The sequence below is a fragment of the Aureispira anguillae genome (assembly GCF_026000115.1).
GTDB classification, from domain to species: Bacteria; Bacteroidota; Bacteroidia; order Chitinophagales; family Saprospiraceae; genus Aureispira; species Aureispira anguillae.
The window spans coordinates 3,690,131-3,710,380 of sequence record NZ_AP026867.1 but is presented as its reverse complement, the minus strand read 5'-3'; the positions used below and the strand labels follow the sequence as shown (position 1 = coordinate 3,710,380).

Genomic DNA, 20,250 nt, shown 5'->3' with positions numbered 1-20,250 from the left:
ATGAAAGCCAAAAAAAATGCAGCTAGTTTTTTACCACCTGCATTCTTTAATTCCGTATTAATAAAAAAGAAAAGAAAATCAGAGCCCCAACTGCTTAGAAAAAGCATTGTCAAAAACCCTAGAAGCATTAAAAAAATGAAAGGCATCATACCATTTATCGGCTTCAGGATATAATTCCTTGATAATGGATTGGGTAAAAGGAAAACCAAAATTGAGTCCCCAATGGGGGCGACCGCCCAAAATCAACAGCATATCCTGTAAATATTGGAACAATTCCAATTCCTGTTTTTTCGATTGTTGATCGGTTCCATGTACCCTCAATATTTCCAAATAAGCCCAAAGTTTGACCTTTTTGCCTTTGTAGGTATGGTAATTAATTGCCAAAAAAGCCTCTGAGGGGCGAGCAAATCGAATGGCCATAGGAGCATTAAGATAATAGGCACGCCCTTTTTGTCCCTCTACGCTTAAGACTTGAATCACCTTGTCCACTACCGCTGTGATTTGTTCAACAGGAAAGGCCATTTCAATGGCTGTACCAATACTTGCCGTTCTGCCCGTTCCAGCATTCCATATTTTATAAGCAAGATTGGTTTCATGTTCCCCTCTTTTGTCATCCAAGGCTCTTAAGGCTGTTTCTACAATTCTGCGTTTGGGGTATTTACCAGTTGTTGCAATAATACGCAATAAATCAACAGCCAATCCCCAATTGGTGAATAATGCAGGCCAAACATTTCGACCACGAGCATGAGGGTTGGTTGGAAGGGCTTGTACGGGTTTGGATCGTTTGGTCAATAGGGAAGGATAGGGGTTATTACCTACCGTATAAGGATTCATTTCGATACTAAAGAACGCTTCCTGTTCAATATCTTCAGGCAATATTTGCTCATTGATGGTTGCTTTAAAACTTGGCGTCCATCCACTTGTTTTGAAGGTTTCTACTTTTTGGAGAATTGCCATATCTGTGATTTCAATAATACAAGAATAGATAATTCCAAAGCAACCCATATTATTCAGTGCTGCATAAAACTTGTTATCATCTTGCAGCAATTCAACCTTGGGCTTATCGGGATGAAGTGCATAATAATCTTGATGCTTTTGTGGGTTGGTAATGCCATTTGTGGGTTCCAAACGATAGGCTTTGCCACCAGAGGCGACCAAGAGCAAGGAACGTATGGTATCGTGATAAGTGGTGTATTTTCCTCCTGTACCATGTGTTCCTGTAGAAAAAGCTCCTGCAAAAGCCTGAACATCGCCCCCTCCCATATTAAAAAGGCGTTTGGGAGAAGCAGGGAAATAAGGCTCCCAATTGGGTTTGTCTGGGCACAAGATTTGATTGAGCATGTGAATTTTTAGACCTCCAGGAACATCAAAATGATAGCTTCTGTCTAACCCTGTTTGAAGCAATCTAGTTGCCGTTTGGTCAACCTTTCGAACCGTAGAGTTGTGTTGTTGTTTATTGCGCCCTTTGTAGGGATGTGCTAAAGATAAATCTACAAACCAATCTTCACAGGCAACCACATTAGAAAAGGAATGTTTAGAACCGATTGCTCGAATTTTTTTACCATGCTTCTCTGCTTCTTGAATACAAGAAATGAGCCCTTTTAAGGATTTGGGGTAGAGATAATAAGAGGCTTTATAAGACCAAGTTTTTACAGCATTTTGTACCTTTTTATTGCGTCGAATATAGGTGTCTGTAAAATTGGGGATTATGCCTCTAGGGGCTACATAATTGGTAATAAATTCATCGGGATCCAGTTCGGGTTCTACTAATTCTGCCTGTTGATTGATTTCTTCTTCGGTAGAGGGATGATCTTGTATAGCTTTTAATAATTGTTCAATAGCAGCTTGATCAGAAGCTTTGGATTCTTCAATGTTTAGGCTTTTTTTGAATGCTTCTTTCATTTTGTAGAGGTTTAATAGAGGTTTTGCAATTAATTAAAATGTAGGAGCTTTTATGGATCGATAGTCAGTTTGTTTTAAGTAGCTGTTTGATTAATAAGATGTTGTGGCTTTGGGGCTGTTTTATCTATTAATGCTTTTTTTTTGATTTAGTGACAGTTTTATTAAAAAAAAATACGAATAAATGATTTTTATAAAGGAAAAGGAGTCGGTAGATTTCTATTTTATAGATAAAAAAACTGTTGGGTTGTAAAAAATAATAGTATTTTCAGCATCTTATAGCCCAAGCGTATGAACAGAGAATAAGCGGTGGTAACGATCTTATTAAGTCAGTTGTTATCACTTGTGAGCCAGCAAACTGGGGCTGTGTGCTTTCCTAGGAAATAGGAACAGAGATAGAATATTAAAAATAAACTCCATACATGAGTCAAGTAACCGTAAATGTGCCCGTATTGGTGCAACAAATAGATGTCAATAATCAACAGCAATACCATATATCACCTGTGTTTTTTCCAAACCCTATTGCCGTCAATCGACGATACGAAGAAGCTGTTTCGCTATTTAAAAAAGAGGTTCGAGATCATTTTAAAGGTTTGAAAATAGGGAGGGCGAATGCAGATTACTTGTTGTGGTATATGTTTAGTCCTCAAATGACCCATAAAATTATTAAAATGGACTTCATTGCAGGCAAGCAGTCTGTTAAGGGAGCATTTAGTATTATTTATTTTAGATTACAAAACAAGGTATTTGTTTGCTTGCCAAGTTTTAATTCTTTTGTATTTGTATTGGAGGAAGACCAAGCCAGTTTTAAAGGAATTGCTGCACAAACTCAGTTAATGATAGAAAAACTCTTACGGGTTTATAAAAAAAATGCGGGGGTGGTGACCTTAGACATGGAAAGTTACTATGCCAGTAGTGGAGAGTTTGTGACGAGTTTAGAGTTTAAAGTTAACGCAGCACATAATAATTTTAGATTTGAACAGACGCCTGACGATTGGATGTTTGCTTTTTTTGGAGGGCAAGAAGATTTTGATGGTGCGGAGGAACTTGGCAAAGTTGGGGTCAATTTAAATGAATTGTATCCTGTGCATCTAAAACGGGCATGGGAGCGAGAAGAATTGGTGCAGCAGTTGTCTGGGATTATTTATCAACAGGAAAATACGCCGATTGTTTTAGTGGGCGAGGAAGGAGTTGGTAAACATAGCATAATTCACGAAATTGTATACCGTTTTTGTGAAGCTTGGGACAAACCAGATGCAGACAAAATGAGTCGTTTATGGCAAATAGACCCCACTCGTATTATTGCAGGAATGAGCGTGGTAGGGATGTGGCAAAAACGATTTGAAGCAATTTTGCAACATTTAAAAAATCGCCAAAAAGGAGGAGAAACCGACAAAATTTTGATTAGCAATGTGGTTGCTATGCTGCGTATCGGAAAATCTTCGCAGAACAGTATGACGCTTAGCGATGTGCTAAAACCTTATCTCGAAAAACGTTTGCTTCAAGTAGTTTTGGTGGCTACAGCCGAAGAATGGAAAATTATACAAGAAAAAGATCGTCGATTTACCGATTTGTTTCAAGTGATTAGAATCAATGAGCCTCAATTGGAAACGGCTGTGAAAATGATTCTTGAAAAGCGAAAACGCTTAGAGTTGCAGCATCAATGCACAATTTCTATTCCTGCTGTACGGCAATTGTTTACCATTCATCGAAATTATTTCAAACGCAAAGCTTTGCCTGGTTCAGTTGCTAAATTGTTGACGCAACTAGCCGTAAAGTACAGTATGCAGATGGTAGATGTTGAACAGGCACAGGAGGAGTTTGAAATGTATAGTGGTTTGAGCAGTCAAATTTTTGATAGGAGCTATGTTTTTGAAGAAAACGAGGTGCGGCAGGAGATTGAAGCTTCTTTGGTGGGGCAACAAAATGCAGTAGATTGCCTAACCAATGTAATTCATACGGTCAAAGCCAAATTAAATGACCCCAACAAACCCTTGGGTTCCTTTTTGTTTATTGGACCAACAGGAGTTGGTAAAACAGAAGCCGCAAAAATTGTCTGTCAGTATTTGTTGGGAGATGCTAAGAAACTGATGCGTTTTGATATGAATGAATATATTGATGAGATGGCATTGTCTCGTCTTGTTGGCGATTATTATAACCCAGAAGGGCAGTTGACTGGAAAAATTCGATACAACCCATTTGGAGTTGTTTTATTTGATGAAATAGAAAAAGCGCATCCTAAAATTCACGATTTATTGTTGCAAGTCTTAGACGATGGGCGTTTGACCGATGCCCTTGGAAGAACGGTTGATTTTGCAAATACAATCATTATCATGACGTCCAATATTGGTGCTTCAGATGTTGACAACCAATTGGGCTTTCAAACGCAAAAAAGCACAGATGATGCGATTTATAGAAAGGCAGTAGAAAACTTCTTCCGTCCTGAATTTATCAATAGAATTGACAAGACCGTTATTTTTAACACCCTAGAGTTAGAACATATTTTGGGAATCGCTAAGTTACAAATCCAAAACTTGTTGAGTCGAGATGGCTTTGTGCGGCGAACAACCATTTTGAACATTTCTGATGAAGCCTTAGAATGGGTCGCTCAACGTGGTTTTAACGCCAAAATGGGGGGAAGGGCATTAAAACGGCAGATAGAAAAAGACTTAACGGCTTTTTCGGCAGAACAATTGATCAAAACAACCTCTGATCAACCGCTTATTTTTGACATTCAGCTCAAAGATGGTAGTTTGTATCCCAAAATAGAGGTACTGGATTTTGTACAGCCTTTGCAAGGGCAATTTTTGCCAGCAATTCCAACAGATACGCAATTAAAGCGTTTTTATGGTTCTCTGGTCAATGACATAGAGCGGATAGAAGCACGATTGTTAGAATTGGATATCGAGGATGATTATGTCATTGATATGGATGGAGAAGATCACTTGGATTGGCAATATTATGATCTTAAAAATCAACTGGCAGAAAAAAAAGAACATGCCAATAGAATGCTTTTAGGTTTTCGCAGCAAGTACTTAGATCATATTGTGTCTACTTCATTGCGCCTCAAAAGTGCAGGAACAAGTAGTATTATCTATAAGCGAGATACAACAAAAATTGACAAAATTTTACTCAAAGAGCAATTGTTCCAAAGAAGTGCTTTAGAAGAGCTGAGATATGTTTACCAGAATGCACCAGAACAATTTGATAAGCAACAGTCCATTTATTTGACGGATTATTTTGATGTCGCTTTTTTAACATTAAAGGTAGATCATCTAGAACGAGAGCAATTGGATAAAATTGAAATTAGAATCCAATCTGCTATTAGCAACCAAGGTCAGGAAGAAATAAAGTATCTAGAGAGGGTTTATAAGGCTATTTTTGAGGAACTAGATATTTCGTTCCAATTAATTGATCATGTCTTTTATGCCGAGGGCTATGGGGCGCAACAATTGTTGCGAGCGGAACAAGGTTATCATTTGTTTTATCGTGCTCATCAAAATCCCTTGCCTATTTGTGTAACGATTCGAGGTACGCAAGAAAATGCTCCTTCAGAAATGTTCAATTCCGTTATTCGACTATACGATATTTCTTTGGGAGAGGAACACAAGGCTTCTACCATTACTGATTTGAGAACAGGATATACCAATCAGGCAAAGATCACAGCCAATGAATATAAGCTGTTTTTGTATGCTTGTTTGTTTTTTGAAAAAAAACAGAAAAAAAAATAAAAACTTAAAAGGTTGATTATGTAGAGACTAACGTTTGGGTGAAAAAAAACTTTAAAAATAGTTTCAAAAAAAACGCTGAAAAGTTGCCAAATCCTAAAAAGTGTCCTATATTTGCATCGCACTAGTTACAAGACATGCTTGTAATCGCAACAAAATAAAAAGTTGGTCTGGTAGTTCAGTTGGTTAGAATACCTGCCTGTCACGCAGGGGGTCGCGGGTTCGAGTCCCGTCCAGACCGCAACTTTTATACAAAATACAAAGTGAGAATTTCTCATTTTGGTCTGGTAGTTCAGTTGGTTAGAATACCTGCCTGTCACGCAGGGGGTCGCGGGTTCGAGTCCCGTCCAGACCGCAAAAGGCTTCAATCTTTTATAAGATTGGAGCTTTTTAGTTTTATAAGAGATACTTTTTTTAGAAAAAAGAAATAAAAAATAGTAAGGTTAAGTTATCTTTTTCTTGGAATAATGCCCTAACTTATTAGAGGAAGTGCGTGCAATATATTTATTGTGCTCACTATCAATTTGATAACTAAAGTTGGATACAATATGTATATAGTTGAGAGAAAAGACTATGGGGTTAAAATAACGTTTGCTGGTTTTATTCGAGAAAAAGAAATGAAGGCTTGGCAACTTGAAATGGTGAAATTGTTAAAAACATTACCCGATAAATTTGGGATGTTGATTGATATGAGAGAAATGAAGGCAATTCCTGCTGAAAGTCAGCAAATTTTAATGGCTACTCAAAAAATATTCAAACCTCATGTCTTACGTTCTGCTAGTATTACTGCTGCTGCTATCACCAATATGCAATTCAAACGAATGGGGGATAAAACAAAGGTAAATGAGACTAAGATTTTTATCAATGCCTTAGAAGTTCCCAATTGGGAAGAAGTTGGAGAAACTTGGATCGTAAAGGGAACCGCTCCTGAAGAAGAGGGAGATGCCTAAAAGAATGCTCTCTTTGTTAAAAATGAATGCTTACATTGGGAAGCATTCGCTGAATATTTCGCCTTTCTGTAATCCCAATTTTATTGCCTGTTAAGTGTAATTGACGTAGCTTTTTAAGTTGTTTGATTGTCTTAGGAAGTGCTGTTAGTTGATTGTTTTCTAAATACAGGTACTCTAAGTTTGAAAGCTGTCCAAGTAACTTAGGAAACTTAAAGAAATTATTGTGAGCTAAACTCAACACACGTAATTTTTTTAGCTGCTGAAAGCTATTGGGTAATTCATTTAATTGATTGTGACTTAGCCATAATGTATCTAGTTTTTTTAGACGATTCACGGTCAAAATAAATGGATGATTTTTATCTGCTTTTAAGCCACTTAGATGCAACTCTCTGAGTTTGGGCAGTTGTTCTAAAACTTGGTTAGCATTGCTTAGATTTGGATTAAAACCAATGGCTAACTTCTCTAAGTTGATCAATTGAGTTAAAGCACTTGGCAAGGTTTCTAAATTATTTCCCGTCCAATCTAATGAGCGAAGTTCTTGCAGTTCAAAAATAGCATCAGGGATGGTATTGAAGCCCGAAAAGCTAAGATTTAAGGCTTTTAAATGGGGCAATTTATTGATCCCTTCTGGAATTCTAAGCAGATGATTACTGCTTAGATTTATGTTGTTCAATTGCTGCATTTTTAGTAAAAAAGCAGGAAAAGTAGTTAAGCCCATATTCCCCAAAGCAATCTCTTTTAACTGAGAAAGCTGGGTTAGTTTTGGTGAAAAAGACCGAATAGGGTTCCCCGAAAGATCTAATGCTTCTAGTGTTGTTAATTCACTTATACGATCGGGAATGGCGTTGATTTGATTAAAAGATAAGGTCAGCCTTTTAAGGCTTAGCAACTGGTAGATTGCCTCAGGAATAGCAGTAAGTTTATTGCTATTTAATAATAGAATCGCTAAATTTTTAAACTGTTGCAAAACAGTGGTTGGCAAATCCGATAAATCCTGTTGCATTAATGCTGAAATATAAGAAACCTCATCAGGATTTTTGAGCTCTTTTTTTAATAGTTTTTCAACCTTCTTAACCAGTTGCTGATCTTCTTCTAGAGCAATCTTGGGAGAAGTGTTTATGGGAGCTGCTTCATCGTATGTTAGATGTGCATTTGGGAAGAACTGCTGAAGTTTGTCAATACTTTCTTGCGTCAAGGGGTTGCCACTTAAATCCAGTTGTTTTAAGTGGTGTAGCTCTGCCATTTCATCAGGAATCACCGAAATATTATTGTGTGCGAGATAAAGGCTATTTAATTGTTTAAGATAGGCAATATCAGGCAAAATATCTGTGATCTGATTATAAGAAAGGTTGAGCACCTCCAATTGTTCCAATTCGCTAATTTCATAAGGAAATTCTTGAAATTGATTGTTAGAAAGATACAGATGGCGAGTATTGATACAATCTGGAAGGTATAATACAATAAACTCACTTTGTTCATCTAGCTTAGTGTTGGGCAGACTAATCGAATCAAGTCGATTTAAATCCGCTTTTTTATACCAATTAGGGCGTTTAAATAATTCGTTAAGTTCTTCTGCTGAATAAGGCAGTAATGTTTCTTGATCTGTTGAGATAGGAACAGGAGTTAGGTCAGTTTCAGAGGGTGTCGTTTTAATGGTCTGCGCTACAGGGACTACTGCTGCTTTTCTTTTCTTAGAAACAGCAGGATTGGGGCGAACAATAGCTGCAATAACTTCGTAGGCAATATATAGACCAATACAGCGTGCAATGACATCTCCCCATCCACTATATTCTGCAAAAGCCCAGTCCCATCCTTGATGGATATAGGGCATAAAAATCAGGTAACTTGCTCCCGATAATAAAACCAGACCTAGTACAGCATATAATCTAATGAGAGGAATAATTTTCTTCTTTTGTCCCCAATAGAATAGAATAAGTAGGAGAAACCCCATGCCATAATACATCCAATTTTCGCCCCCCTCAATAGGAGCTAAGTCTTTGGTGGCTTCTAATATGGCATAAATAAGTAAGCTGACCAATTCTGTAAAAATGATAAGCCCACCCAAAAGCCCTCCAGTCCAATGTAATCTTAATAAAGATGGAAGGGTATAGAGGGTAGCCCACATCAAACCATTTGCTACTGCATGGCTTGGTTGATCTGGAAAAATAACCTGTTGACAAGCCACAAATAGTAAAATCATAACAAGGGAAATGCCGTCTTGCCATTTTAATTTGAGTGGCGCTTTGGGGGCTGAATTTCCCTTAGAAAAAAAAGAAAAAATAGAAGCAATTCCTTTTCCTATTTCTATCAAAATGCGTGGTGAACGGGTTGATATTTCTTTTAGAAAAAGAACAAAAGGTCGTTGCCCAAATGCTCGGCTAGCTGGAGTGTTTTTAACAGTGGTCGTTGAAACTTGATGGTCTGGTATTATAGCATTACGCTGGGATTTTTCAACTTTTATGACTGAGGAATCGGCTGCGTGTTTAGCTTCTGGATTGGTTAGCTCTGTTGGTGCTAGAGGCAAAGAGGAATCTGTGATGGACTCCGTTGAGACATCATTGGTGTCATTTTGTGGGGTAGATGATTCTAATTCTACAGCAGGGCTTATAAAGTCAAAATTAAAGGAACTGGAATTGCTGCTTGCGCTTCCAAGAGGTTGTAACGGAGCATTGTATTGTAGCCAATACTGTTTTTGCCATCGGGAAGTTAGTAATTTGTAAATTACAAAAAGCAACAAACAAAACAATAAAAGCAAGACCAACAAAAAGCGAACATTTATAAACGCAGTTTCTGCCTTGACAGGTGTATCTTGAGGAGCTTTAACAATAGGAGAAGGGGGCGTAAGCACTGAAATAGTAGTCGTATCAATCACTTCTACAGGAGAAATAACAATATTGGTATCAACTTGGCTGCCATCTTCATTCGGAACAAAAACTACTTGTGTATCTTGTTTGGTATAACTCGTAGTGATTAGGCTATCTTTGTGTTTAGGAAGCGGGGTAGAGGATAAGCTATCAATTTCATGTTGTACAACAGCAATATCTCTATCCCATACAGATGGGCGTAGTGGAACCATTAGTAGCAATAGAAGTAATAAGAGCGCTACTACAAAAAAAAATGCATTTTTATTCTTAGGGCGGTATAAGCTCATGTGTATCTGTTAATGGTTGACGTGAACTTGGGCTAACTTAGCTGCACTGTTCTTTAAGTTTAAAACTAGAATGGTTAACTGATTTAAAGAACAGTGTATTCAGCACGAGCTTTGTTTGTTGGACTTGTGTTTACCTTTCAAAAAATGCCTTGCCTGAAAACAAGTTGCTTTGAAATTTAACACAAATTCTAAGCATGGATTCGTATTATTCGGGTCTAGTATTTAATTTTTGTACAGCGACTAATTGATCGTACAAACCACCAAATTCTTTGTAATACACTAAAAATAAATAATCATTCTCAGATTCAAAACTACTACCTTCTATTTTTTGTATATTAATCGAATTGTTTTTAGAATCTACTAGACCATAAAAATAATCGTAGAAGCCATTTTTAAGGCTGCTGCTCAACTGATAACAAAGGCAGTTTTTGTTGTACTTCATTTTGAACGCTTCTTTGGGCTGAAAATCATTAAAGCCGCCTAGCACATAAACTGACCCTTCGTAAGGAGAAAGTGCTTTGAGGGAAAAATTAATACGACCATATTCCCCTTCTAATATTCCATTGCGGTTATCGTGCGATTCTATCAAGAATTTTCCATTTAAATCGTGGGTGAAGACATGAGAAGTATACGTGCGATGCTTGTCTTCAAAGAGCCACAATTCAAAGCCCTCTTGATATTCTTTTAATTGTTCTACTTGCAGCGTACGATAACGGAAAGAACGCAGGTCTAAGGGGCGAAACTCTTTATAACCAGGAAATAATAACTTCCCTTGGTTGTCGTATCCAATTTCTTCATTTTTGATATAGGTAGGTTCTAAATTTAGGATGGCATTGTCCCAACGACCATTTTGCAAAACAGCAGTTTTGATTTGTTGCCTAGGGTTGCCGATTTTTATTCCTGTATGCTGTATGGAAAAATAAAGTTCTTGATGAGACGTTGCGTAGGGTGGGGTTGCAGAACGTCTTAACTCAGGTACAATTTTCATTTTGGTATCTACGATCATAAATCGACGAGTGATAATCAGATCATTTTCGTCATCATCTCTGTAGACTTTTAACAAGTAATTTCCAGATTTGGTCCATTTAACATCTTCGTTTGGAAGTTGTATCTCATAATGAGTATAGGGAACTTTGGTGCTGAATGAATTTTGAGCATCATAAAATCGATTTTCTTGATAGCCATCAATATAATCCAGTGGATCTAATTCTTCGGAGGGATTCCAATTGGCATCACAGTGAATAATCTTGTAAGAGAAATCTTTGGTATAAGCTTCTAGGTCGTCAAAGGACAATATAAAATGCCCAGGGCTGTGTAGGCTTAATACAGGATAATCTGTTTCGGAATCAAATTGATAAAAGCGAACACTTTTTATATGTTCTTTGTAAACATAATCATAGTTTCTAAATTCAGGATAGGTTTTATCTTGTGCAAAAAGAAAAGGATGATTTAGACAAAGGAAAAAAAAGAACAGCAAAAAGGATTTTAAATGAATCATATAACTTGAAATTTTAGAAGCTCAACAGGGCAATTACCAAAAATGGTGCAAATAATATCACTACAACGTTAATAAGGAACTATCTTTAGCCAAAATAATGTTAAAATTTGAAGCGAAGCTAGTTAAACAAGGCTTCTTCAGCAAGAAAATTATTAACCTATAGAATAGAATAATTACAAAAGTAGTCTTTTCTATCTATTGAATATTGTATTTTCGTGCCAAAATAGATTCTTGATAAGGGCTAATATATGCATTGATCCTCTATGCGTTTTTTTCTCCTACTTCATTACTCCGTTGAAAAATCGCACTATGTTGATTATTAGTGTACTGTGTTTGTTGGTCTAAAGAATTGATAATCTAGCTTTGCTAGCTCATGCAATAATATCGTGTATGGAGGCAGTGAGTCGAGTTTTGCGAGTTCACAAGTGAGAATGGTACCGTGTAGCACCGCAAGTAAAGGCAAAGCCCACTAATGTAGCTACACCATGAAGTAGCAGCAAAGCTAAAAGCAATGGAGTATTACTACTTATGATGCATACTAAATTCGAGTGTTATGGTTCGTTATTTTGAAAAACAAAAAGGCACATTATTAGAAGTGGAGTTGCCTACTCAAAATTGTTGGATTAATATCTCTCCTCCATTTAATGCTGTTGAAATAGATCAACTGTCAGAAGAACTTTCTGTTCCTTTAGATTTCTTAACGGATCCTTTGGATATTGATGAACGTACTCGATTCGAAATAGAAGATGATGTAAAATTTATTGTTGTTAATACGCCTGCACTAAATGAAGAGCGGGCAGATGATTTGACGCTTTATATTACCGTTCCAATTGGTATTATTATTACAGCAGAACATATTATAACAATCTCTTCTTATGAGACGGCTGTTATGCAGAAATTTATAGAAAGTAAGGTGCGTAGCTTTGAACCGCATGATTTCTCTTTGTTTGTCTTGCAAATCTTAGAACAAAATGTTTATACTTATTTGCGTTGTCTAAAGGACATTAATGTTAGACGAAACATTATTGAAAAGGAAGTCTACGAATCTAGCCAAAATAAAGATTTGAAACGATTGTTGAGTTTGGAGAAAAGCTTGGTTTATTTTGTAACGGCTTTGAGCTCAAATGCACTGCTGAAACAAAAGTTGCAGCGAATGGATTTGTTGAGTATCCAGCATGATGAAGAAAAGGCAGATTTGTTGGAGGATATTATGATTGATAATAGCCAAGCGCAAGAAATGGCACATATTTACACCAACATTTTGAGAAATACCATGGATGCACTTGCGTCAATGATTTCTAATAATTTGAATGAGGTGATGCAGCGGCTGACTTTGGTGACCATTATTCTGATGGTACCTACTTTGGTTGCTAGTTTTTATGGCATGAATGTAGAAAACCTTCCGTTAGAAAAAAGCCCTTATGCTTTTTGGTTTTTGTTTGGAGGGTCTATGTTGTTTTCTTTTTCTTTGGTGATCTTTTTTCGGAGCAAACGGATGATTTGATGGGCTGATTATTCCATTAAATAAGGAGATGTCTTTTGGGGGAGAGCAAGACTAACCCGCTTTAACCCTTTAAATTACGATTCTCTAGCGTTTTTTTTTATGAGAAAATACCTTATTTTTCGAAAAAAAATGTTATCTTTGTTGTCTTGATATAAGTTACAATTTTTATGACAACAACGGAATTTACAAGCCTATTAAAAAATCCAGCTCAACTCAACCAAATGAGTTATGAGACATTGGATAAGCTTCTGTTACAGTTTCCTTACTGTAATAGTCTCCGTATGTTGCTACTAAAAAAATACAAAAACGACAAGCATATCGCCTTTGAACGTCATTTAGCCTTAGCTTCTATGTATGCTGCTGATCGAAGCAAATTATACGATTTTTTGAATACTTCTGTTGTCTCTAATACAGAAACGAAAGTTGTTGATATAAAAGCTTCTAAACCAGACGAGGAAAAAAAAACTAAATTAGTAACAAAATTAGTAGATCCACCTCCTATTTACCACCATAAAGTGTCCAAAAACCCTCCTGTTTTGGCTTTTCAACCTACTTTAAGCGTTGAGGATCTTTCTGTTGGAGAGAATAAAACGGATGAATCCAAGGAAGAAGGAGATCGGAGTTTAAGCACAATGCCTATTGAGGAATGGTTGCAGGACTTTGAGCCACCACGAATCGAAGAAAAGGGCTTGCCTACTAAAAAAGGGTTCAAATTATCAAGAATACCTATTTTTGAAAAAGGAATGTTTGATTTTTTGGAAACCACAGAAGTGGCTAAGGCTTCTAAAACAGAAAAACAAAAAAAACGTAAAAAGAAAGCCAAGGAATCTAAGGCGGTTCTAATCGATCCAATTTCATCTACGGAGGAGCTAGGAGCAACACAAGATCTGAAGACTGAATCAAAAGAATCTATCTTTCCCGAAATTGAAGCCGTAGACCAAGAAAATGAGCAAGAATTTGAGCAATTGGAACAGATGTATGAGCAAAATGCTGAAGCTCCTGATATTTTTGATTTGTTCTTGTCGCAAACAGATGGCTTTTTGAAAAGCTTAGGGGACAAGAAAGAGGGGAATAAAGAAAATACCTTAGAGGATTGGGAGGATGATAGTACTACTGAGGATGAGGAAGTTGCTTCAGAAACGTTGGCTGACTTATTGGCATTGCAAGGGCAAAAAGTCAAGGCAATTAAAATGTATGAGACATTAAGTTTGAAATTTCCTGAAAAAAGTCGTTTCTTTGCAGACAAAATAACAGAACTCAAATAATTGCATTGTATTTGATAAACCATAATAGACAACACAAATCTATTATCACTTAAATACAACAACATGACTTTAATTCTGTTTGGTGCTATAAGTTTAATTGCCATAGCATTAATCCTAGTTATTTTGATACAAAATCCAAAGACAGGCACATTAGATGCTGCTTTTAATACTCAACAATTGCTTGGGAGTGCACAATCTTATAAGGTTACTGAAAAGCTAACTTGGGGATTGATGACGCTAATGATTGCGTTGTGTCTCGTGGTCTAATTATTTATTAATTTAAGAAAATAATCTACAATCATGGTTTTATTATTAACCATACTTATTGCATTTATTTCTGTATTATTGATTTTAGTAATCTTGGTGCAGAATCCTAAAGGTGGAGGGCTAAGTTCTTCTTTTGGAGGAAGCCAAGCTGCAAATCAAGTTATGGGAGCTGCTAATTCTAGCGATATGCTAGAAAAAATTACTTGGGGTTTAGCCTCTTCTTTATTGGCATTGTGTTTAGTAACAGGTGTATTTTTTAAAGGTGATTCTTCTGCTTCTGTAGGAGAAGAAATCAACACTACCACCACTACTTCTCAACCTACTCAGCCCAATCCAGCACAGCTTCCAACAAATGGACTACCTGCTGGCGGACAATAAGTAATTACCAAAGAAATAGAAATATTAGGTTCGTCGCAAAAGAGGCGGACCTTTTTTTTTGTAGTAAAAAAAATACAGATCTGCTTGTTGGTCATTTGTCAACTTAATAATTAAAGATTTGACTAAAGCTTGACAGAAAAACTACAGATAGATTTTATCTTTGAGGTTTCAAATCACATTTTTTGTTTCAAAATTATATTGTAGTAAACAGAGATACAAGTGGTATCAAGGTCAACTACAATTCTAATTACACAATTCTAATCATCTTATAGCAGTATGGCTAGACGGAGAAGAGGTTCAGAAGAGCGTCCTAAAATTAGCAAAGACGGGTGGGCTAAGGCCAAAAAATTAATTACCTATTTGCGTCCCTATCAATGGTCCTTTTTTGGGGGCTTATTTTTTTTAATCATAGGCAGTGGAGTTTTTATGGTTTTTCCAGCAGCAGCAGGAGAACTCATTGATATTGCAAAAGGAGAGTCTAAATGGGGGCTTAGTCTGGCAGATGTAGGTTTTGTCTTAGGGGCAATCCTTGTTTTGCAGGCATTGACCTCTTATTTTAGAGTGTTGTTGTTTGCCAATGTGAGTGAAAAGGGAATGGCAGATATTCGCAAAGAGTTATACAACAAACTCATTACTCAGCCAACAGCATTTTTTGATAAAAATAGAGTAGGGGAATTAACCAGTAGAAGCACCGCAGATGTACAACAACTTCAGGATGTTATTTCTATAACATTGGCAGAGCTTATTCGCCAAATCATTATCTTGGTTGTTGGGTTTGCTTATTTGGCATGGATGGCTCCACAATTGCTTTTGGTTATGATTTCAACCTTTCCTGTAGTCATTCTGGTAGCACTTTTCTTTGGGCGTTATATTCGAAAATTATCGAGTCAACGACAAGATAAATTAGCAGAAACAAGTACAATTTTAGAAGAGACATTGCAAGCAATTTCTGTTGTAAAGGCCTTTACAAATGAGTGGTTTGAACGAAAACGCTATGGTCAATCTGTAACAGATGTGGTGACTATTTCACTTAGATTTGCTAGGATTAGAGGTTTGTTTATTGTCTTTATCATAACCGCATTGTTTGGCGCTATGTTTTTTGTGCTTTGGTGGGGGGCTACGATGGTTGAGGCTGGAACCATGAAATCGGGAGAATTGGTGACGTTTATTACCTTAACCGCTATTATTGGAGCTGCTGTGGCTAGTTTAGGAGATTTTTATACCCAAATATTAAGGGCAGTAGGAGCGTCTGAACGCATTATGGAGTTGTTGGATAGCGAGTCAGAATTTGTCATAGATAAGGATTTACCTACTTTAGAATTAAAGGGTAACATCGCTTTTAAAGAGGTACAATTTAATTATCCCTCTAGACCTGAGTTGACCATTTTAAACAAGGTTAATCTTCGGATTCATTCTGGACAAAAAATTGCTCTGGTTGGTGGATCTGGAGGTGGAAAATCTACCATTGTTAAATTGTTATTGCGTTTTTACGACCTAACAGATGGTGAGATTACGATTGATGGAAAGGCTATTTCAACTTATAATTTGCCTCAATTGCGTCAAAATATCGCTATTGTTCCTCAAGATGTTATTTTATTTGGAGGTAGTATTGGCGAAAATATTGCTTACGGTAGACAGCAGGCCAATGAGCAAGAAATTATAGAAGCTGCAAAGCAAGCCAACGCTTGGGAATTTATCAACTCTTTTCCTGATGGTCTAGAGACAATTGTAGGAGAGCGAGGAGTGCAACTTTCAGGAGGGCAACGCCAGCGTATTGCAATTGCTCGTGCTATTCTTAAAAATCCATCCATTTTATTGTTGGACGAAGCAACATCGGCTTTAGATGCAGAATCAGAACGTGTTGTTCAAGATGCGCTTAATAAATTAATGAAAGGGCGTACAGCTATTATTATTGCACATCGTTTAGCAACGGTTCGAGATGTAGATTGTATCTATGTCTTGGAAGATGGGCAGGTGGTAGAACAAGGAAATCACGACGAATTGGTCGCCAATGACAAAGGCGTTTATACTCAGTTGGCCAAGTTGCAATTTAGTTAATAAAATTAGATAAATGTTATACCTAGTTCCTACACCAATTGGAAATTTAGAAGATATTACCTTACGTGCATTGCGTATACTCAAAGAGGTGGATTTGGTATTGGCAGAGGACACCCGAACTTCTAAGAAGTTGTTTCAGCATTACGAAATTAGTACTCCATTGCGGTCGCATCATGCGCACAATGAAAATCAGGCTGCGGCAAAGGTGGTTGAAGATATTTTGGCTGGAGCGACCATTGCTTTGATTTCAGATGCTGGAACGCCTGGTATTTCAGATCCTGGATTTAGCTTAATAAGGGCTTGTGTTGAAGCCAATATAAAGGTTGAATGCCTGCCAGGAGCAACGGCAATTATTCCTGCTTTGGTGGCTTCTGGTTTGCCTTGTAATCGATTTTATTTTGAAGGCTTTTTGCCCCACAAAAAAGGACGACAAACGAGACTGCTTTATTTGGCAGAATTGCCTTGTACTTTTGCTTTGTATGAATCTCCGCATCGTTTGGGCAAATGTTTGGAACAGTTAGCTGCTCATTGTGGAGCAGAGCGAGAGGCGGTTGTTTGTAGAGAAATTTCAAAAATGTTTGAGGAGTATGTTAAGGGAACCTTAGCAGAACTAGCTGAAAAAGTAGCAAAGAATGAATTGAAAGCAAAGGGCGAAATTGTAATTGTAGTAGCAGGAAAAGAAAAAGAGAAAAAAAAGAAACGATATGCTAAAGAGGATTAGCAAAAAAGACCAACAATTTGTTCAAATTGTTGGTCTTTTTTTTCATCACTTATTGTCCTAAAAAATAAGTTATATGTTCTCTATAACAGCAAACAAGTCAAAAAAGTTCATTCAAAAGACATTTTTTTTTGCTGCAAAATAATTTTTTATTTTTATTATGTATAGTTGGTTCTAAAATAGACTTTTATTTGTTAGTCAAAAATAGAAAACCCTCAAAATAAAAGAACTTATTTTGAGGGCTAGGAAATTAAACAACGGCTGATGGATTAAAGCATATTTTTTAACGCCATTAAAGTAGCTTTCAAAAAATCATCAATATCTCCATCCAAAACACGTTTAACATTGTGCGTTTGGTGATTAGAGCGATGATCCTTGATGCGTTTATCGTCCAAAACATAAGAACGAATTTGAGAACCCCATTCAATTTTCATTTTTCCACCTTCCACCTCGGCTTTTGCGGCATTGCGCTTCTCAATTTCTAATTGATACAATTCTGATTTTAGCATCTTCATTGCTTTCTCACGGTTTTTGTGCTGCGAACGTTGTTCTTGGCATTCAACAACAACTCCAGAAGGGAGATGACGCAAACGAACAGCCGACTCCGTTTTGTTCACATGTTGCCCACCTGCACCACTAGCCCGAAAGGTATCCCATTCTATATCTGCGGGGTTGACCTCAACTTCAATACTATCATCTACCATTGGATAAACAAAAACAGAAGCAAAAGAAGTTTGGCGTTTGCCTTGGGCATTAAATGGACTGGGGCGTACCAAACGATGTACCCCGTTTTCGCCTTTTAACATACCATAGGTATGCTCTCCTGTGATCTCTAGTGTAGCTGTTTTGATGCCAGCAACATCACCCGCTTGATAATCCAATTGTTTGACTTTGTGCCCTGATTTATCTCCCCACATGGTGTACATTCGCAAGAGCATCTCTGCCCAGTCACAGCTTTCAGTACCACCTGCGCCAGCATTGATTTTTACCATGCAACTCAGCATATCTTCTGGCTCACTAAGGGTAGAAGTAAACTCTAGTTCATCTAATACCTGTTGTGTTAATAGATATTGTTTTTCTAATTCCTCTATAGAGACATCCTCCAATTCATAAAACTCATAGAGGACTTCTAGATCGTCAAGAGCAGTAGCCGCAACATTATATTTTTTGAGCCAAAACTCCTTTTCGCTAATCCCTTTTAGAATTGCTTCTGCTCGTTTGGGATCAGACCAAAAATCAGGATCAAAGGTGTGTTGTTTTTCTTCGATAACTTGCATTTTTCGGTTATCGATGTCAAGATACCTCCCTAGTATGCCCAACTGGCTTTTAAGTTCCTTTAATTGTTCAATAGTCATAATTAGATGTTTAAAATTTTAATCTATAAAAGACGTGATTACGAATAGAGGATATAGGCGAAAATGCAAGATTTTTTTGAAGACCAAGGCATGAGCAATAGCGAATAGCTTGCCCTTCAGAAAAAATAAATTTGCAGCCGTACCATTTCATTCATAATCGTCTTTAAAAGATTCTTAAGAATTAATTTTTGTGTTTGTAGAACTTTATGATCCCTTTTTTTTAAGGTATGATAAAGTCTATTATAGGATTGCACACAATTATAGCTAATTACTTTGTGCATTTTATATTTTTTGATAAAAATCACTTAATTTGTCAGGGTATTGATCCTCTAATCTTTCTCAAAGTACTCTATAAAACAGAGGAGCAGTGAGAATCGTTCAACTATCTTCAAAACACATCTAATTTTTATGTATTTCAAATTAATTTTTGTTGCAATTACTTTTGTTCTAACAATATCAGCATCACTGGCACAATCCCAAAAGCACTTATTATTGCATTCAGATGCTATTTATTTTGAATCAGGTTCAGATAAAGTAGATGCCCAATTTATCCCTATTTTAGAGAAAGTAGCCAAGACGATTAATAGCAATAAGAAATCAAGCGTATGGATTCAAGCACATACTGATTCTTTGGGGAGTTTTGATTCCAATCAAATTTTATCTGATAAGCGAGCACAATCCGTTTATCAGGCTTTGTTTGAATTGGGGGTTGACGCTGCTCAATTAAAGATGGATTCTCATGGCGAATATGTTCCTTTTATCAGTAACGGAACAGCAAAAGGGCGTGCTTTAAATCGACGAGTGACCATAGAAGTAGTTGAACCCTATGTGCCTAAGCCTCAAATAGACTATAAATGTACGATTAAGGGAAAGGTGATAGATGCGCAAACCCAAAAAGCATTGATGACCAAAATTATATTTTATTCTGCGGCAGGGAAAGATAGTATAGAAACTGATTCAGCAGGAAATTATGAATACATCGTCAATCAAGAAATTGATGTAGCAGTGACGGCTTATGCCAAAGGCTATTTTTTTGTTTCAAAGATGACCAAGGCTGTAGACCAAAAAGCAACAGAAGTGAACTTCTTTTTGGAACCTGCAATTATTGGAGGGAAAATGGCCTTGAACAATTTGTATTTTCAGGGAGGGACTCCTTTGTTGATGGCCTCTTCTCAGAAAGCCTTAGAGGGAGTTTTAGCATTTATGAAATTTAATACCAATCTAAAAATAGAAATTGGTGGGCACATTAATAAACCCAATCAGGGAATGGTAGAACAAAGTTCTTCTTCTTTCAAGTTATCAGAATCTCGTGCTGCTGTTGTCTATTATTATTTAATAGAGCATGGAATTTCTGAAGATCGATTAGCATACAAAGGATATGGCAATTCAGAGATGATTCATCCGAATGCTAATACTCCTGTTCAGGAACAGATGAATAGAAGGGTAGAACTAAAAGTTATTGAATAGAGCAACTTAGAG

Annotated in this window: 13 protein-coding genes and 2 tRNA genes; 11 read left to right on the top strand and 4 right to left on the bottom strand. The window is 36.8% G+C overall.

Features of this window, described 5'->3' with window-relative positions; genetic code table 11:
* Window positions 1-78: 78 nt before the first annotated feature.
* Window positions 79-1,902 (bottom strand): D-arabinono-1,4-lactone oxidase, encoded by a 1,824-nt coding sequence (locus tag AsAng_RS14525; RefSeq protein ID WP_264793509.1) that lies wholly within the window; start codon window positions 1,900-1,902, stop codon window positions 79-81.
* Between the two features lie 419 nt (window positions 1,903-2,321).
* Here AsAng_RS14525 and AsAng_RS14520 point away from each other — a divergent pair, with 419 nt between their 5' ends.
* The 4 genes from AsAng_RS14520 (at window position 2,322) to AsAng_RS14505 (ending at window position 6,577) form a co-directional block, all read left to right on the top strand.
* The gene (locus AsAng_RS14520) at window positions 2,322-5,630 is read left to right on the top strand and encodes an AAA family ATPase (RefSeq protein ID WP_264793508.1); all 3,309 of its coding nucleotides are present in this window, start codon (window positions 2,322-2,324) and stop codon (window positions 5,628-5,630) included.
* 164 nt (window positions 5,631-5,794) lie between these two features.
* A tRNA-Asp gene (locus tag AsAng_RS14515) sits at window positions 5,795-5,868 on the top strand.
* A 40-nt stretch (window positions 5,869-5,908) separates the two neighbouring features.
* Window positions 5,909-5,982: transfer RNA gene (locus AsAng_RS14510), tRNA-Asp, on the top strand.
* A gap of 193 nt (window positions 5,983-6,175) precedes the next feature.
* Window positions 6,176-6,577: a hypothetical protein gene (locus AsAng_RS14505; RefSeq protein WP_264793507.1), complete on the top strand. Its 402-nt coding sequence runs from the start codon at window positions 6,176-6,178 to the stop codon at window positions 6,575-6,577.
* A gap of 16 nt (window positions 6,578-6,593) precedes the next feature.
* Here AsAng_RS14505 and AsAng_RS14500 read toward each other — a convergent pair whose 3' ends face one another.
* Window positions 6,594-9,728: a leucine-rich repeat domain-containing protein gene (locus tag AsAng_RS14500; protein WP_264793506.1), complete on the bottom strand. Its 3,135-nt coding sequence runs from the start codon at window positions 9,726-9,728 to the stop codon at window positions 6,594-6,596.
* A gap of 205 nt (window positions 9,729-9,933) precedes the next feature.
* Window positions 9,934-11,226: a type IX secretion system plug protein gene (locus AsAng_RS14495; protein ID WP_264793505.1), complete on the bottom strand. Its 1,293-nt coding sequence runs from the start codon at window positions 11,224-11,226 to the stop codon at window positions 9,934-9,936.
* A gap of 553 nt (window positions 11,227-11,779) precedes the next feature.
* Here AsAng_RS14495 and AsAng_RS14490 point away from each other — a divergent pair.
* The 6 genes from AsAng_RS14490 to rsmI all read left to right on the top strand — a co-directional run bounded on the left by AsAng_RS14490 (window position 11,780) and on the right by rsmI (window position 17,419).
* On the top strand, window positions 11,780-12,730 hold the full coding sequence (locus tag AsAng_RS14490) for a magnesium transporter CorA family protein (protein WP_264793504.1): 951 nt from the start codon (window positions 11,780-11,782) through the stop codon (window positions 12,728-12,730).
* Window positions 12,731-12,897: 167 nt separating this feature from the next.
* Window positions 12,898-13,995 carry a hypothetical protein gene (locus tag AsAng_RS14485; protein ID WP_264793503.1) on the top strand — a complete coding sequence of 366 codons (1,098 nt, stop codon included), beginning with the start codon at window positions 12,898-12,900 and terminating at the stop codon, window positions 13,993-13,995.
* Window positions 13,996-14,058: 63 nt separating this feature from the next.
* Complete coding sequence (secG, locus tag AsAng_RS14480) at window positions 14,059-14,262, top strand: preprotein translocase subunit SecG (protein ID WP_264793502.1); 204 nt, start codon at window positions 14,059-14,061, stop codon at window positions 14,260-14,262.
* A 33-nt stretch (window positions 14,263-14,295) separates the two neighbouring features.
* Window positions 14,296-14,640: a preprotein translocase subunit SecG gene (gene secG / locus AsAng_RS14475; protein ID WP_264793501.1), complete on the top strand. Its 345-nt coding sequence runs from the start codon at window positions 14,296-14,298 to the stop codon at window positions 14,638-14,640.
* Window positions 14,641-14,916: 276 nt separating this feature from the next.
* A complete protein-coding gene (locus AsAng_RS14470) occupies window positions 14,917-16,698 on the top strand; it encodes an ABC transporter ATP-binding protein (RefSeq protein ID WP_264793500.1) in 1,782 nt (593 codons plus the stop codon).
* 13 nt (window positions 16,699-16,711) lie between these two features.
* Window positions 16,712-17,419, top strand: a complete 708-nt coding sequence (gene rsmI / locus AsAng_RS14465) for a 16S rRNA (cytidine(1402)-2'-O)-methyltransferase (protein ID WP_264793499.1) — start codon at window positions 16,712-16,714, stop codon at window positions 17,417-17,419.
* Between the two features lie 266 nt (window positions 17,420-17,685).
* Here the strand turns inward: rsmI and prfB are convergent, their stop codons facing one another.
* Window positions 17,686-18,771, bottom strand: coding sequence for a peptide chain release factor 2 (prfB, locus tag AsAng_RS14460; RefSeq protein ID WP_264793498.1), 1,086 nt, complete (start codon window positions 18,769-18,771; stop codon window positions 17,686-17,688).
* A 408-nt stretch (window positions 18,772-19,179) separates the two neighbouring features.
* Between prfB and AsAng_RS14455 the strand changes: the two genes are divergently transcribed.
* The gene (locus AsAng_RS14455; protein WP_264793497.1) at window positions 19,180-20,238 is read left to right on the top strand and encodes an OmpA family protein; all 1,059 of its coding nucleotides are present in this window, start codon (window positions 19,180-19,182) and stop codon (window positions 20,236-20,238) included.
* Window positions 20,239-20,250: the final 12 nt, after the last annotated feature.

Excerpts from the sequence above, each read along its gene's own strand:
- AsAng_RS14470 (WP_264793500.1), top strand. The coding sequence starts at position 14,917 with ATGGCTAGACGGAGAAGAGGTTCAGAAGAGCGTCCTAAAATTAGCAAA.
- rsmI (WP_264793499.1), top strand. The coding sequence starts at position 16,712 with ATGTTATACCTAGTTCCTACACCAATTGGAAATTTAGAAGATATTACC.
- AsAng_RS14490 (WP_264793504.1), top strand. The coding sequence starts at position 11,780 with ATGGTTCGTTATTTTGAAAAACAAAAAGGCACATTATTAGAAGTGGAG.
- AsAng_RS14505 (WP_264793507.1), top strand. The coding sequence starts at position 6,176 with ATGTATATAGTTGAGAGAAAAGACTATGGGGTTAAAATAACGTTTGCT.
- AsAng_RS14520 (WP_264793508.1), top strand. The coding sequence starts at position 2,322 with ATGAGTCAAGTAACCGTAAATGTGCCCGTATTGGTGCAACAAATAGAT.
- AsAng_RS14495 (WP_264793505.1), bottom strand. The coding sequence starts at position 11,226 with ATGATTCATTTAAAATCCTTTTTGCTGTTCTTTTTTTTCCTTTGTCTA.
- AsAng_RS14455 (WP_264793497.1), top strand. The coding sequence starts at position 19,180 with ATGTATTTCAAATTAATTTTTGTTGCAATTACTTTTGTTCTAACAATA.
- AsAng_RS14485 (WP_264793503.1), top strand. The coding sequence starts at position 12,898 with ATGACAACAACGGAATTTACAAGCCTATTAAAAAATCCAGCTCAACTC.
- prfB (WP_264793498.1), bottom strand. The coding sequence starts at position 18,771 with ATGACTATTGAACAATTAAAGGAACTTAAAAGCCAGTTGGGCATACTA.
- secG (WP_264793501.1), top strand. The coding sequence starts at position 14,296 with ATGGTTTTATTATTAACCATACTTATTGCATTTATTTCTGTATTATTG.
- AsAng_RS14500 (WP_264793506.1), bottom strand. The coding sequence starts at position 9,728 with ATGAGCTTATACCGCCCTAAGAATAAAAATGCATTTTTTTTTGTAGTA.
- AsAng_RS14525 (WP_264793509.1), bottom strand. The coding sequence starts at position 1,902 with ATGAAAGAAGCATTCAAAAAAAGCCTAAACATTGAAGAATCCAAAGCT.
- secG (WP_264793502.1), top strand. The coding sequence starts at position 14,059 with ATGACTTTAATTCTGTTTGGTGCTATAAGTTTAATTGCCATAGCATTA.